The organism is Mesorhizobium sp. M1227, from assembly GCF_040318315.1.
Lineage (GTDB): Bacteria > Pseudomonadota > Alphaproteobacteria > Rhizobiales > Rhizobiaceae > Mesorhizobium.
Genome location: NZ_JAMYLZ010000009.1, coordinates 36,582 through 50,369, shown reverse-complemented (window position 1 = coordinate 50,369; position 13,788 = coordinate 36,582). Strand labels below are relative to the sequence as shown.

16 protein-coding genes are annotated in these 13,788 nt (G+C 61.6%); 9 read left to right on the top strand and 7 right to left on the bottom strand.

Translation table 11 applies throughout. The features are described 5' to 3' along the window. Nucleotides 1–130: 130 nt before the first annotated feature. Entirely contained in the window at nt 131–1,708 is a 1,578-nt protein-coding gene (locus NKH28_RS14055) for an alkaline phosphatase family protein (RefSeq protein WP_352979231.1), read from the top strand. Nucleotides 1,709–1,760: 52 nt separating this feature from the next. Here the strand turns inward: NKH28_RS14055 and NKH28_RS14050 are convergent, their stop codons facing one another. Then, nucleotides 1,761–3,128 carry a PRC-barrel domain-containing protein gene (locus NKH28_RS14050; RefSeq protein WP_352979229.1) on the bottom strand — a complete coding sequence of 456 codons (1,368 nt, stop codon included), beginning with the start codon at nt 3,126–3,128 and terminating at the stop codon, nt 1,761–1,763. Nucleotides 3,129–3,380: 252 nt separating this feature from the next. On the opposite strand from NKH28_RS14050, the gene NKH28_RS14045 reads away from it, so the two are divergent. Further along, nucleotides 3,381–4,301: a diacylglycerol/lipid kinase family protein gene (locus NKH28_RS14045; protein ID WP_352471119.1), complete on the top strand. Its 921-nt coding sequence runs from the start codon at nt 3,381–3,383 to the stop codon at nt 4,299–4,301. 58 nt (nt 4,302–4,359) lie between these two features. Here NKH28_RS14045 and NKH28_RS14040 read toward each other — a convergent pair whose 3' ends face one another. Next, nucleotides 4,360–4,533, bottom strand: a complete 174-nt coding sequence (locus NKH28_RS14040; protein ID WP_292659198.1) for a hypothetical protein — start codon at nt 4,531–4,533, stop codon at nt 4,360–4,362. Between the two features lie 146 nt (nt 4,534–4,679). Here NKH28_RS14040 and NKH28_RS14035 point away from each other — a divergent pair, with 146 nt between their 5' ends. Further along, the gene (locus NKH28_RS14035) at nt 4,680–6,206 is read left to right on the top strand and encodes a sensor histidine kinase (RefSeq protein WP_352979227.1); all 1,527 of its coding nucleotides are present in this window, start codon (nt 4,680–4,682) and stop codon (nt 6,204–6,206) included. A 48-nt stretch (nt 6,207–6,254) separates the two neighbouring features. On the opposite strand, the gene NKH28_RS14030 is transcribed toward NKH28_RS14035, so the two are convergent. Continuing rightward, entirely contained in the window at nt 6,255–6,734 is a 480-nt protein-coding gene (locus NKH28_RS14030; protein ID WP_352918433.1) for a hypothetical protein, read from the bottom strand. A 10-nt stretch (nt 6,735–6,744) separates the two neighbouring features. Further along, entirely contained in the window at nt 6,745–7,071 is a 327-nt protein-coding gene (locus NKH28_RS14025) for an ElaB/YgaM/YqjD family protein (protein WP_023678546.1), read from the bottom strand. Nucleotides 7,072–7,181: 110 nt separating this feature from the next. Here NKH28_RS14025 and NKH28_RS14020 point away from each other — a divergent pair, with 110 nt between their 5' ends. Next, nucleotides 7,182–7,679 carry a response regulator gene (locus tag NKH28_RS14020; RefSeq protein ID WP_352979225.1) on the top strand — a complete coding sequence of 166 codons (498 nt, stop codon included), beginning with the start codon at nt 7,182–7,184 and terminating at the stop codon, nt 7,677–7,679. A 29-nt stretch (nt 7,680–7,708) separates the two neighbouring features. Here NKH28_RS14020 and NKH28_RS14015 read toward each other — a convergent pair whose 3' ends face one another. Continuing rightward, nucleotides 7,709–8,260 (bottom strand): sigma-70 family RNA polymerase sigma factor, encoded by a 552-nt coding sequence (locus tag NKH28_RS14015; RefSeq protein WP_023678544.1) that lies wholly within the window; start codon nt 8,258–8,260, stop codon nt 7,709–7,711. A gap of 3 nt (nt 8,261–8,263) precedes the next feature. Beyond that, entirely contained in the window at nt 8,264–8,467 is a 204-nt protein-coding gene (locus NKH28_RS14010) for a NepR family anti-sigma factor (RefSeq protein WP_023678543.1), read from the bottom strand. A 217-nt stretch (nt 8,468–8,684) separates the two neighbouring features. Here NKH28_RS14010 and NKH28_RS14005 point away from each other — a divergent pair, with 217 nt between their 5' ends. The 5 genes from NKH28_RS14005 (at nt 8,685) to NKH28_RS13980 (ending at nt 11,991) form a co-directional block, all read left to right on the top strand. Beyond that, a complete protein-coding gene (locus tag NKH28_RS14005) occupies nt 8,685–9,479 on the top strand; it encodes a response regulator (protein WP_352471123.1) in 795 nt (264 codons plus the stop codon). Between the two features lie 226 nt (nt 9,480–9,705). Next, complete coding sequence (locus tag NKH28_RS14000; protein WP_023678541.1) at nt 9,706–9,870, top strand: DUF1328 domain-containing protein; 165 nt, start codon at nt 9,706–9,708, stop codon at nt 9,868–9,870. Nucleotides 9,871–10,061: 191 nt separating this feature from the next. Further along, on the top strand, nt 10,062–11,096 hold the full coding sequence (locus NKH28_RS13995) for a sensor histidine kinase (protein ID WP_352451150.1): 1,035 nt from the start codon (nt 10,062–10,064) through the stop codon (nt 11,094–11,096). 125 nt (nt 11,097–11,221) lie between these two features. Continuing rightward, on the top strand, nt 11,222–11,401 hold the full coding sequence (locus NKH28_RS13990; RefSeq protein ID WP_352814969.1) for a hypothetical protein: 180 nt from the start codon (nt 11,222–11,224) through the stop codon (nt 11,399–11,401). A 344-nt stretch (nt 11,402–11,745) separates the two neighbouring features. Further along, nucleotides 11,746–11,991, top strand: a complete 246-nt coding sequence (locus NKH28_RS13980) for a YMGG-like glycine zipper-containing protein (protein WP_006328050.1) — start codon at nt 11,746–11,748, stop codon at nt 11,989–11,991. A 98-nt stretch (nt 11,992–12,089) separates the two neighbouring features. On the opposite strand, the gene NKH28_RS13975 is transcribed toward NKH28_RS13980, so the two are convergent. Beyond that, a complete protein-coding gene (locus NKH28_RS13975) occupies nt 12,090–13,712 on the bottom strand; it encodes a CHASE domain-containing protein (RefSeq protein WP_352979222.1) in 1,623 nt (540 codons plus the stop codon). Between the last annotated feature and the right edge of the window lie 76 nt (nt 13,713–13,788).

Genomic DNA, 13,788 nt, shown 5'->3' with positions numbered 1-13,788 from the left:
AATGGACTGTGCTGTTAAAGTGAACGACGAAGCAGGTTTTGTTCACCATTCGGCAAACTGGACCGGCTTGCATACTCGCCGAAATTGCGCACCATGAGCGACGCATGTAGCCAGCGTGAGGATACAGCGGTTGAGTGGAAAACGCCCCAACATTCTCCTGATCACCTGCGACCAATGGCGGGGCGACTGCCTGTCAGCTGCTGGGCACAAGGTGGTAAGGACGCCGAATGCCGACGCGCTGGCTGCCGAGGGCGTTTTGTTCCAGAAGCACTATGGCGGCGCCGCACCTTGCTCACCGGCACGCGCCTGCCTCTACACCGGCCTTTACCAGATGAACAATCGTGTCTGCCGCAACGGCACACCGCTCGACGCCCGGCACGGCAATATAGCGCTCTGGGCGCGCGCCCTCGGCTATGATCCGACGCTGTTCGGCTATACCGACACGGCGCGCGACCCGCGCACGCTGGCGCCTAGCGACCCGCAGCTGAAAAGCTATGAAGGCGTGCTGTCCGGCTTCACCGTGCGCCAGCTTCTGCCTGAGCACCAGAAGCCCTGGCTGTCATGGCTCAAGGCGCGCGGCGTCGATGCTGGCGCCGGCTCCCCCGACATTCATCGCCCGGCGCGCGAAATCCTGGAAAACGACGGCGCGATCAGCAACGGTCCGCCAATCTATTCGAAGGACGAGACGCCGGCGGCCTTCCTGGCCGGCGAATTCATCCGCTGGCTCGGCGAGCAGGAGCGCGATGCGCCGTGGTTCGCGCATCTTTCCTTCATCAGCCCCCACCCGCCCTTCATCGTGCCGGCGCCTTACAACGCCATGTACGATCCGGCCATCGGTCCAGCTTTTGACCGGGCGGAAAGCTGGCAGGCCGAAGCAGCAAGCCACCCCTATCTCGCCTATGAACTTAACCTGCAGGAACGGTCGAAATTCCGTCCCGGCTCGGAGGGCAAGGTGCGCGACTGGGGCGACGATAATTTTCGCCGCATCCGGGCGCTCTATTACGGCATGATCTCGGAGGTCGACGCGCAGCTTGGCCGCGTCTGGCAAGCGGTCAAGGCGGCCGATGCATGGGACGACACCGTCATCGTGCTGACCTCCGATCACGCCGAGATGATGGGCGATCATTTCATGCTGGGCAAGGGCGGCTTCTTCGACGGCAGCTTCCATATTCCGCTGGTCATTCGCGATCCGCGCCGCCGCAAGGCGGCCGGCAGCAGTGTCGACCGCTTCACCGAGGCGGTCGATTTGGCACCGACCTTGGTCGAGCTCACTGGGCTCGAGCTCACTGGCGGCGAAGTCCTGCCGCATCTCGACGGCCGCTCGCTGGCGCCGTTCCTGGACGCAACGGAGCCGGACAATTGGCGCGATGCGGCGCATTGGGAGTTCGATTTCCGCTCGATTGCGGATGGTGATGCAGAACGCTATTTCGGCATCAGTCCGCGTCAGTGCAATCTCGCCGTCATCCGCACGCAAAAGTTCAAATATGTGAATTTCGGCGGCGGCCTGCCGCCCTTGCTCTTCGACCTGGAAAAAGATGCCGGCGAGCTGACCAACGTCGCTGACGACCCAGCCTATCTGCCGGTGCGGTTGGAATTTGCCGAGAAGTTGCTCGCCTGGCGGGCCGAGCATCTCGACCAATCTCTGGCGCTCGCCGAACTGACGGACAATGGCGTTGCCGGCCATGTCGCGGGCTTTCCCTCGACATAAACAAAGCCCGCGCCGTTGCCGGCGCGGGCTTCTCTGTCGGCCTGTGTGCTGCTTAGCGCATGATCATGCGCTGTTTGTCGCGATTTTGCGCATAGCTGGCCTTGTCGTAGGGAGCCTGCGCCTCAAGCTGCTCCTTGGTGAAGTTCGTGTAGAGATAGCGCTTGCCGTTCTTGTCGGTCATGAATTTCAGGTTGTCCATGCCGACCGCCACCTCCTTCTCGCCGACGCCAAGGAAGCCGCCAACGTCGATGATGACTGCGTCGACCTTCTTGTCGCTGCCCAGCACGATATCGCCGATCTCGCCGACGTTGACATCGTTGGCGCCGTAAACGGTGGTTCCAACCAGATCCTCGGCCCGGATTTCGCCCATCGGCATTTCGGTTAGCGTCGACTTGTCGATCGACCCGGTCTTGGTCTGGTCGGCCGTGGAATTAGCCGGAGGCGCCGCTGCCGGAGAGTTTTGAGCCGTCTTGCCGGCTTGGTCAGTGTTGTTGGTCGTTGCGGTGTTGTCCTTCGACGCGGTGTTGCTGGCCATCACGGTAGGCGTGACGGTAGCAGGCGCATTGGCATCGTTCGACGCAGTGGTTGCCGGGGCCGGATCATAGGCCTTGCGGTTGAAGTCTGGCTGCGCCTGCAGCTCTTCCTTGGTCGTTTGCGCGACCAGCCAGCGATCGCCGTTCCTCTCGGCCCACTGCGCCTTATCGAACTCATAGGCGACGTTCTTTTCGCCGATGCCGAGGAAGCCGCCGACACCGATGATCAGCGATTGCGCCTTGGCTTCCTTGTTGATGACGATGTCGTTCACGTCACCGATGTTTTGGGCGTCGTCGCCGGTGCCGTTATAGACGGTCTCGCCGATGATATTGGTGGCGAGATTGCCTTCGGCGCGCTTCACTGGCTCAGCCGGCGCGGCAGGCGCCGGGGTTGTATTTTGCGCGCTGGTGGAAGGGGCGGCAGGCGCCGCATTATCCGCCGAAGCTGGTGGCGGAGTCGGATCGTAAGGCCTCCGGTCGAAATCCGGCTGAGCCGTCAACTCATCCTTCGTCGTTTGCGCTATCAGCCAACGGTCGCCATTTCTTTCGGCCCATTGCATCTTCTTGTAGTCGAAAACGACGTTCTTGGTTCCTATGCCAAGAAAACCGCCAACGCCGATGACGACGGATTTTACCTCGCCGCGCTCGTCGAAGACGACATCGGTGATCTTGCCGATATTCTCTGCATTGTCGCCGGTGCCGTTATAGACCGACTCGCCGATGATATTGGTGACAAGGCTGCCCTCGGCGCGTTGCACCGGAGCGGCTGGAGCGGAATTCTCTACGGCGGGTGGTTGCGCCGGCGCCGGGGTCGTCGCCGACTGCGCAAATGCACCCGTCGCAATCAATGTTGCGACTGCTGTCGTGGTTAAAAGGGTGCGGATCATCTTAGTGTCTCCTCGTCGGTGATTTCGTGCACGCCGTGCCCGCCTGGCGTCACTGCGGGCGCAGCGTCTTCTGCATGTTCACAACGTTGTGACCACACTGTTGTTCCGAAAAAAGCCGTGGTGCACCCGGTGCGATGTCAATGGTTCTCGGATTCGCCGCGTCGGTCGAAAGGAACATTTTCTCGGCCGCCCCGTTCCACTCCCGGCTGGGGCTCCGTCCCGGCCCGATAAGTGCTGGAAAATGGAACGGCCATGCGGTTTGCAGCGGTGCTGAACAAGGACGGGGGCACCCTGCGCACCATCGATCTTGAGGCCTTCGCCAGTCGGATGCGCAGCACACTTGAGACTGCCGGCCACTCGATTGATATCGAAATCGTCGCCGGCAAGGATATCGTCGCCACGCTGGACGGCGTAGCTTCCAGGCGCGGCATCGACGTCGTGCTGGCTGGCGGCGGCGACGGCACCATTTCGGCCGCGGCAGCCCGTTTGATGAATGGGGAGAAGGCGCTGGCAATTCTGCCGGCTGGCACAATGAACCTTTTTGCGCGCGGCCTCGGTATCCCGCAGACCCTCGATGCGGCACTGAAATCGTTTGCCGACGGCGAGGTGATGGCGATTGACATTGCAACAGCCAACGGCCGGCCCTTCGTGCATCAATTCTCGATCGGCATGCACGCCAGGATGGTGCAACTGCGCCAGAAGATGGAATTCGGCTCGCGGTTGGGGAAGATGCGCGCCTCGGTGCGAGCCGCTTGGGCGACGATCAACAATCCACCGGCGATGAACGTAACGCTGATGATCGGCGAGGCCGAGATCAGAACCCGGATCACCGGTATCGGCATCACCAACAATCTGTTTGGCGAGGGCCACCTGCCCTATGCCGATAATCCGGCAGGCGGCGTGCTGGGCATCTATGTCACCGTGGCGCGGCGGCGCGGCGAATTGATCAGGTTCCTCTTTGACGTCGCCCGTGGGAAATGGCGCGGCAACGAGCATGTCGAAATCCATCAGGCAAACCGCGCCGTTTTGAAAATCCATTCGACTAACAGGAAAGTTCAGGCCGTCATGGACGGCGAACTGGTAAAACTCGATCGCGAGACGACCGTCGAAATCCATCCGCGCGCGTTGAATGTTCTCGTCCCGGCGCGCGCTGTCGAGGCAAAGGTTGCCTGACGTGGGATGCGTGATGTGGGGTTGCGTGATGCAAACTGGCGCGAGCGATGGAGAGAACCTAGCCGCTGGGCGTGTTGCCCTGTTCGGTCTTCGGCGTCTCGATCATCCAGCCGTAGATTTCGGCGACGCCCCAGGCGATAAAAGCCAGCAACAGCGCGGCGATCAGGATACGAAGGACATGCCGACCCCGCCGCCCTTGACGGGCTTTGTTTTCAGGAATGGTTTTTGGCATCGTCTGGCTCCATATTTGGCGCCGGCAGGCGTAACTCGCGGGGCGTTGGCTGGTAACGGTCCCCCGCCGCGAAAGTTCCGGCACTGCAAGGCGGCAGACGGGCCGGTTGGCCTGACCAATCAGCGGAGCCGGCCTCCGGGGGCATAGTGGACGACAATAGCCAGAACACGCCGGGCCTGCCGGCCGATATTCGCCGTGTGGTGGGCGCCGCGGACCGTCTTGCCGTGCTGCACGGCCTCGACACGCTGGACGGGGCTGCCGACCCTGATTTCGATCGTATCGGCGGTCTTGCCGCTTCGGCTATGCAAACGACTGTCGCACTGATCACGCTGGTCGATGCCGAGCGGCAGTGGTTCAAGTCCTGTATCGGCCTCGACGAGACCGAAATCGCAACCGAGACATCGTTCTGCGCCTATACCATCGCAGCCGGCGACGTGCCGATGGTGGTGGCCGACGCGGCGGCGGATCCGCGGTTCAAAGCCAATCCGCTGGTCACCGGCGAGCATCATATCCGCTTTTACGCAGGCGTGCCCATCGTAGTCGACGGCGCGCTGATCGGCACGCTGTGCGTGCTCGACCGGAAGCCGCACGCACGTCCCTCCTCTGTCCAGCTCCACCAGCTGTCGGCGCTGGCCGGCCTCGCCGCCAGCCTGTTCACGCTGAAGGATGCAACCCGCAGTGCGGCGATTGCCAAGGCAGCACTGGTTCGAGAGGAAAAGCGGCGCGCTATCGCGCTCGACGCGGCTTCGCTTGCCAGCTGGGCATGGGATATCCGCAGCGATATGATCGACTGCGATGTCCTGCTGTCCGAATTGTTCAACCTGCCGAAGTCGAACAGGCTGAGGGCGCGCGACATCCTGACCGCCATCGACCCGCGCGACGTTCACCAGACCGAAACACGCTTTCGCGACGCGCTGACCGGCAGCGACGATTATTTTGGCGAATACCGTGTCAAAGGCCTCGATCCGCCGCGATGGATCGCAACACGCGGCCGCGTCATAGAACGCGACGGCGATGGCAAGCCGACGCTGATCTTCGGCGTCAACTACGACATTACCGAACGCAAGCTTGGCGACGAACGTCAACGACTGTTGCTGCGCGAGCTCAATCACCGCGTCAAGAACACTTTGGCAACCGTACAGGCGCTGGCGACGCAGACCGTTCGCCATGCCCGCCAGCCAAGCGAATTCCTCGAAGCCTTCAGCGCCAGGCTGCAGGCACTGGGCGTTGCGCACAGCCTGCTGTCGGACCGCGAGTGGCGCGGCATCGGCATCCGCGAGCTGGTGGAGATCGAGCTAAAGCCGTTCCAAGCCGCCGGACAATCGCGCATGGCGATCTCCGGCGCCGATGTCCTGCTCTCACCCGACCAGGCAGTCGGGCTCGGGCTGATCCTGCATGAACTGGCAAGCAATGCACTGCAATACGGGTCGCTCTCGGTTTCCTCCGGAAAGGTCGATCTCGATTGGAGGGTACAAGGCAGGAAGGGCGCACGCCGTCTGTTGCTGGCCTGGCGCGAAAGCGGCGGCCCGCGGGTTGCGCCGCCCGAACGCCATGGCTTCGGCTCGATCCTGATCCGCCGCAGCCTGGCCAAGGTCATTTCCAGCGAGGTGATCCATGAATTCCGGCCGGACGGCGTGGTCGCGGAAATATCGATTCCGCTCGAAGATTTGTGATTTTGCGACCGGCGCCAGAATCGTTTGCCCCGAACTATCCCCTCCGAACTATTCACGTTTGCCGGTATCCGGATCATCGGAGCCGCGCTTCACGTTCTCGCGGTAGATGGCGTAGGCAGCGAGTGCTATCGCCGGGCCGAGAATCGCGCTCAGTCCGGCCTTTCCCGGGCCATCTTTGCCCTTGAGCAGCGCCGGCAGCACGGCGAGTGCCGCAGTGATGCCGATAGCCTTCATGTCAGCGTTGCGTCGCTTCGCCCGGCGCCTGGCGCGCGAGCCGGCCGACATCCGGTAGACGAGCAGGATGAGACCGGCGATTGCGAGAAAGCCGATCCCGAAGCTCAGGGAAGCTGCCATCGGCCCATAGCGGGCCGCCGTCCAGATATAGGCCGCCCCGACCAGGAAGCCGAGGCCGCACAGCGCTACGACCGCTGCGACCGAATAGACAATTGCAGCCACACGCGCGCGTTGCACCGCCGCAATGGTTTCGCCCGAGGCGAGGCCCGAGATCAGCGATGCAAGCATTCCCATGCGTGCAGAACTAGCGGCGCGCGAGAAGCGCGAAGAGGAACCCGACGCCGGCGGCGATCGCCAGCGACGTCACCGGCTTCTCGCGCATATGCGCTATCATCTGCGCCTCGATGTCCCTGGCGTTGCTGCGCAGGCTGTCGAAGGCTGCCTCGCCCTGGGTTCGCAACTGCTCGACGCTTTCGGCGGCGGCTCGCCGCGCTGCCCCGTAGCCATGTTCGCCAGTTTTGGCCAACAGCTTGGTAAGTTGGTCGATGTCGGCCTTCAGTTGTGCGATGTCGGCCTCAATATCGGAATTCGTGCGGGCTTCGTTCGCGGCCTTTCCTGCGGCAGTCGCCATTGCTTCACTCTCCATGCTTTTGCTCGGTCGAAACGCCCGACAGACCCCAAGGTTCCGGCACGAACCTCTTCTAACCCTATCTCCGGCAGCGCGCGTTGCAAATGCCTTGCATGGGCCGAGGCCGACGCATCCGCGCCAGCGCGTCTTTTTTAAATGACAGCATGCCAAATAACGATCATGACTTCCCCCGTTTCACGATCGAGACGAATTTAAGGAGATATTGCTGCGTGCGCGCATCACTTGACGGTTTGCGGATTCTTATCCTGGAAGATGAGTTCCTGATTGCCATGGATATCGAGCAGCTTTGCCGCGACTACGGCGCGCTCAATGTGGTCATCGCCCGTGATCTGACTGAGATCGAACAGCAAGACGTTGCCGCGCAGTTCGATGTGGCCATCGTCGACCTCATGCTGAGCGGCGTTTCGACGCTCCAATTTGCTTCGCGGCTGCGTGAAGCGGGCATCCCGTTCGTCTTTGCCTCGGGCTATTCGGATACGGACGAGATCAAGAAATCCTTTCCCAGCGTCAGACTGGTCACCAAGCCCTATTCGGGAGACGATCTCGTCGAGGCAGTGGCGGCGGCCTGCAGGCGAACGCATCTCCGCTGAGGCGCGGAGCGGTTCGAACACGCCGCGCTTCACGCAGCCGTCGACCCGGTTACCTGAGCCGAAATTGCGTCCGGGCCATACTCGTCTTCACCGGAGATCTTCAGAATTTCCTGCAGCCGTGTGCGGGCGCGGCTGACGCGGCTCTTGATCGTTCCGACGGCGCAGCCGCAGATCTCGGCCGCTTCCTCGTAGGAGAAGCCCGACGCGCCGATGAGGATAATGGCTTCGCGCTGGTCTTCTGGCAGCAATTCGAGCGCGCCGCGAAAGTCCTCGAGGTCAAGTTGGCCGTGCTGGGCCGGGTGAACGGCAAGCCTGGCCGTCATGACGCCATCGCTGTCCTGCACCTCGCGGCCGCGCTTGCGCATCTGCGAATAGAATTCGTTGCGCAAGATCGTGAACAGCCATGCCTTCAGATTGGTGCCGGGCTGGAAGCTTTCATGCTTGTCCCATGCCTTGACCAATGTTTCCTGCACCAGGTCGTCGGCCTTGTCGGCGTTTTGCGTCAGCGACACGGCAAAAGCCCGCAGGCTCGGGATCGAGCCGAGCAAGTCGGTCTTGAAGCCTTGGGAGACGGCCGCCATGCCTCAGTCCTTCTTTTGTACAGGTTCGGCTTTTTCCAACTGGCTGAGCAGTTGGGCGAAGCGATCCGGCACATTGTCGGAGACCAGCTCGTCGTAGTATTGTTTGAGTTTGCGGCCGATTTCCGAGTTCGGCCCAAGCGGGTCGCGGGAAGCAGCCCGGCGCCCGTTGCCAACGCCACCCATGGTAGCTTTCGTCATGTTCTTCATTTCGCCCTTTTGTCCCAGCCTTAAGCCGCCCTTCAACACATAACGCAAGGCAAGCGGCAGCCTCGTCTGGTTGCCCAACCCGCCCCTAAACGCCAGCCCATATATTTAGTTCCGCATGATCGGAACTTTTTCGCAGAACCCGCGTTTTCAACTCTGGGCTTGCGAACCGTTTTTTAGCTGTAACATGCAATCACGTCATATGAGGGAGACGTCCAATATGAGCCTATCAGCAACCATCGCTCCGCACCTGCCGTTCCTGCGTCGCTTCTCGCGCGCAGTATCCGGATCGCAGGAGAGCGGCGACGCGCTGGTCGCCGCAATGCTCGAGGCCATCATTGCCGATGTCGACATCTTTCCGAACGCATCGAACGACCGCATCGCGCTCTACAAGGTCTTTGCCAAGCTCTTCACCTCAGTGGCCATTCGCGTTCCGCAGGAGCATGCCCAGTCGGCATGGGAACAGCGTGCCGCGGCCAATCTGAATGCAATTGCGCCTCGCCCCCGCCAAGCCTTTCTGCTGGTGGCGGTCGAAGGCTTCAGCGAAGACGAGGCGGCGGAGATTCTCGACGTCGACGAACAGGAATTCTCCGAACTCCTCGCGCAGGCGAGCAACGAGATCTCCCGTCAGGTGGCAACCGACGTGCTGATCATCGAGGATGAGCCGCTGATCGCCATGGACATCGAGGAAATGGTCGAAAGCCTCGGCCACCGCGTCGTCGGAACGGCGCGCACCCACGCCGAGGCGGTGGCGATGTTCGGCAAGGCGCGGCCAAAGATGGTGCTTGCCGATATCCAGCTTGCCGACGGAAGTTCGGGCATAGCGGCCGTGAATGAGATCCTGTCGTCGACCTCGGTACCGGTGATCTTCATCACCGCCTTTCCCGAGCGCCTGCTCACGGGCGAGCGGCCGGAACCGGCATTCCTGGTTACCAAGCCGTTCAATCCGGACATGGTCAAGGCTCTTATCAGCCAGGCCCTGTTCTTTGACCGGCACGCGAAAGCCGCGGCATGAAACAGCGGGCGGCCGAACTGCGGCCGCCGAGACAGCCGCTCCCCAGGATCAGAGGGGAGTGACGCCGGCTCAATTCACTGGCAACCAACTGGGGCAACCAACTGGACCTTTCCACACACCGCGGCAATTCGGGCCCTGAAGATTTTCAGCATCGTCTTTTTCGGAAAATGGTGGAACAAACGGAGGCGAATCACGTTTTCACCGCAGCATTGGAAGGAGATCGATCATGCTTTACTGGGCGCTCGTATTTCTCGTCGTGGCGATCATCGCCGGTGCGCTTGGTTTCGGCGGCATCGCTGGCACCTCGGCCGGCATAGCGCAGATATTATTCTTCATCTTTCTCGCCTTCCTGATCATATCGCTTATTGCCGGCCTGATCAGACGAGCGTGAATGCCAAGCGGCCATTCAAGCGAACACTGGAAGCCGCACCCCTCAAACGGTTTCCAGCCACCGCCGGGCAGTGTCCTCCAACGGGATGCCGCTCGGCGGACCGCTTTTTAAGGTTTGATACGAACCTCCTCCTTTTGGAACCCATTTTTCCGCGAACCGTTCAGCCCGACATGGGTTGAGCAAATTGACCGATGCGTTCCAGAGTCGGAAAAATGAAAGACCGCGGCCAGAGTGATGAGATCATCGCTTTGCATCCCGCCGAAAGCGGGATGCAGCTTGGTCGGGCCCTTCTCCATGCACTGCACAATGCCGGGATTTCCGTCCTGTACCAGGATCGCGAGATGAAGACGGTGTGGGCGCGCAACATGCGCGCGCCCTGGACTTCCGATGCCTCCGACAACAACGGCATCTTGCCGCCGGCGCAGGCAGAGCGTATCGGCGCCGCCAAGCACGACGTCATCGTCTCCGGCAATCCTCAACATCTTGAGCTCAGCGTGCCGGCCGATGACGGCGCCCGCTGGTTTCAGGTGTGGATAGACGCCGACCGCAGCGAGACCGGCGCGGTGCAGGGCGTCGTGACCACCATGGTCGAAACAACCGAGCAGAAACGCCGGGAGCAGACGTTGAAGGCGCTGCTGCGCGAAGTCAGTCATCGCTCCAAGAACCTTTTGGCCATCATCCAGAGCATCGCCACCCAGACGGGCCGTTATTCCGGCAGCATTGACGATTTCCTGACGCGCTTCCGGGGCCGACTGCAGTCGCTGGCCTCCTCGCAGGATTTGGTTACGTCATCCAACTGGCGAGGAGCGGCGCTGCGCGAGCTGGTTTCCGGTCAGGTCGGCAGGTACGGCGCGGATCCCTTGCACAGCCTACGTTTCCGCGGCGCAAATCCATATCTCAACCCCAATGCCGCCTTGCACATCGGCTTGGCCATGCATGAGCTCGCCGTCAATTCGGTCAGCTATGGCGCACTGTCGCGCAGCGACGGTTTCGTCGAGGTGACGGCCGATCTGACGGCAGCTTCCGCTGGCGAGCCTGCGCTGTCGCTGACATGGGCCGAAGTGATCGGAGCCAACGACAATCAGCGCAGCGAGAAACGTTTTGGCAGCGTCGCGCTTGAACGCGTCGTGCCCACTTCATTGAATGGAACGGCGACACTCGAAATCACCGGGAATCGCCTCGAATACCGCCTTGTCGTTCCTCACGGCAATTTCGAGACGGATTAACGAGCGGCGGTCGTCGCGCGAAGGCTTGCTGCGCATCGCCATCTTTAACCGACTGTTCACCATAAAGTCCGATCCTGTCCGAACGCACCGATCCACCGGATTGAGTTTGGCACAAAATGAAGGGAATGGGGTCCTTGACGGCTGCCGACTTGAACAGACTGGAACAGGCCGCTCGCGTCTCGATGGGCGGTTTTCAGGATCCCGACGCGTCCACAGCGCCCGCGCCTCGTGCTTCGCCCCTGCGCTTCGCCGCCGTCGCGCTTATGGCCGCGATCGTCCTGACCGCCGCGTCCCAACTGATCTGAATCGAACTCGCCTCTGCTTGATCGCTTTGAAACCACTGCCCGAGTGCTCGGCCGTGCCCGTTCGCGGTCACCGACCTGCAGGGCAGGCCCAACATGTCGTCGCCAGATGCCTTGCCGTCGACCGGCACTCGGGGACGACTATGACAGGATCGTCTGGAACGTGCGTCCCAGCGGCACGCTCGATGCGTCCTTGGAGATTTCCGGGTTCGTGGTAGCATCAAACGGCGCACGCCCCGAAAAAGACTATCTTAATCAACAATGAAATCGTGCAGGCAAAGGCCGTACTTTCATGCTAAATGGCGGCTGGAGCTTATTAAAGTGAGGACAAAAGTGAGGATGACTCCATGCGGAAGATGATTATTGCCATGGTTGCCGTGGTTGCGGTCAGCGGCTGCACCACCACGGAAGAGAACGTGGGTATCGGCACTGTGGGCGGCGCGCTCATTGGTGGCGCTGTCGGCGGCGGCAAGGGCGCTTTGATCGGCGCCGGCGCTGGTGCGATTGGCGGTCTGCTCGTTCGCCGTCTGCAAAATGGCTACTGCCAATACAGAGATCGTCACGGCCGGATTTACACAGCTCGCTGCAACTAGTTTCGAGCTCCAGGCGGACAGCAAACGCGGAGGCAGGCCACCTGTCTCCGCGTTTGCTCTTTAAAGCGCTGTTGCGATGCGGCCCACGAGACGGCGTTTCAGGCCGGCAGCGGAACCTTGATTTCCACGTTCAAGCCATCTTCGCGAAAATCGCGCCTGATTGTGCCACGCAATTCGCGCGTGACGTTGAGATCGATCAGTCTGGTGCCAAAACCGCTCTTTGCCGGTCTCTCGAGCTTCTTCTGACCGGCCTCGCGCCAGTTGAGAGCCAATGTCCGGGTGCCGCTACGGGCTTCGAGCGACCAGTCGACCTTCAGCGCACCGACTGAATTGCCGGCTTCGCCATGCTTCAGCGCATTCGTCGCCAGTTCGTGAAAGACGAGGCCGAGTGCCTGCGTCGTCTTTTCATCGAGAAGAACCTGCGGTCCCGACAGCAGCCCTTCAGGAAGCTCGCTGCCGAACACCTGGCCTAGCTCGATGCGCAGCAGGTCGCCGAGATCGGCTTTCTGCCAGCGTGAGCGCGTCAGCATGTCCTGGGAAGCCGCCATCGCCTGCAGCCGGGCCGAGAAAGAAGCCGAGAATTCCTGGACGTCGGTGGTGTGCGATGCTGTCTGGCGCGCGATTGCCAGCACCCGCGTGATCGAGTTCTTGATGCGATGCTTCATCTCCTGCAGCATCAGGTCTTTTTCCAGCAGGCTCTTTTCGGTCGTTTCGTGAAGCAGCGAGACCGCCTCATAGGCCCGCTCCTGATAGCGGGCCACCAGCGCGATGGCGCCCGCAAGCAGCAGTCCGAACAATCCGAGCATCACCGGGATGGCGCGCGAGGAAGGTTGCGAGAAAGCACTTGTCGGCCTGAACAGGACGACCCACGGCCGGCCGGCGACGGTGACCTTGCGGGTGACCAGCAGCCTGTCGCCGAGGCTCGAAACAGGCGGCGTTTCCGATTGGAACAGCAGGTTGTCGCTGTCCACCGTGCCGTCATAGATCTCGGTGTTGACCGGCAGCAATGGTGCCCGGCTGAGCGCAGCCTGGAACAGATCACGGGCGCGGAAGGCCGCATAAAGGAAGCCGGCAGTCGAGGATCTCGTCGCGTTCACGGCGTCCGGCGCGGTTTCGACATTGAGCCGGACGAAGACGAGGAACCCGGTAAAGGTCTGCGCGGCACCCGTATCCTTGCCGAGCTGCACGAGCCCGCTGGCGTGCTGCTGGTCGTCGGCCATCGCCTTTTCGATTGCCTCGCGCCGCGCCGGCCCGGTGAACATGTCGTAGCCGATGCTGGATTTGTTGGACGGATCCAGCGGTTCGAACAGCACGATGGGCGTACGCCACGGTAAGTTCGTGTCGGGATAGATCGGATGGCTTGCGCCGTGATCGTGCAGGATGTCGCGCTCGACCGCCGCCTCGTTGCCAGTTTTCGCCAGGCGGAGGAAACCGATGCCGCGCAGGCCGGCGAAATTATTGTCGACGTCGAGCGCGTTGAAGAAAGCCTTGAACTCGCCCTGCGAGATACCGCCATTGCGTGCGTCGAACAGCGCCCGGGTCGAACGCAGCAGCGACAGGTCCAGGTCGATGCGGCTTTCGATCCGGTTAAGCGCGTCGTCTGCCGTCGCCTCGAATTTAATGCGGGCCGCCTCCTGGGTGGCAAAATAGGCAAAACCCGCCATCGTCAGGCTGATCAGCGCGACGGCGATAAAAGCGACGGTCGGAAAAAGCTTCTTCAATTGCTGATACGTCCCGTGGACGGTTCGGCATCTTTATGGGCAAGTCCTGACGCCAACACAATGGCGAGGCCAAAGC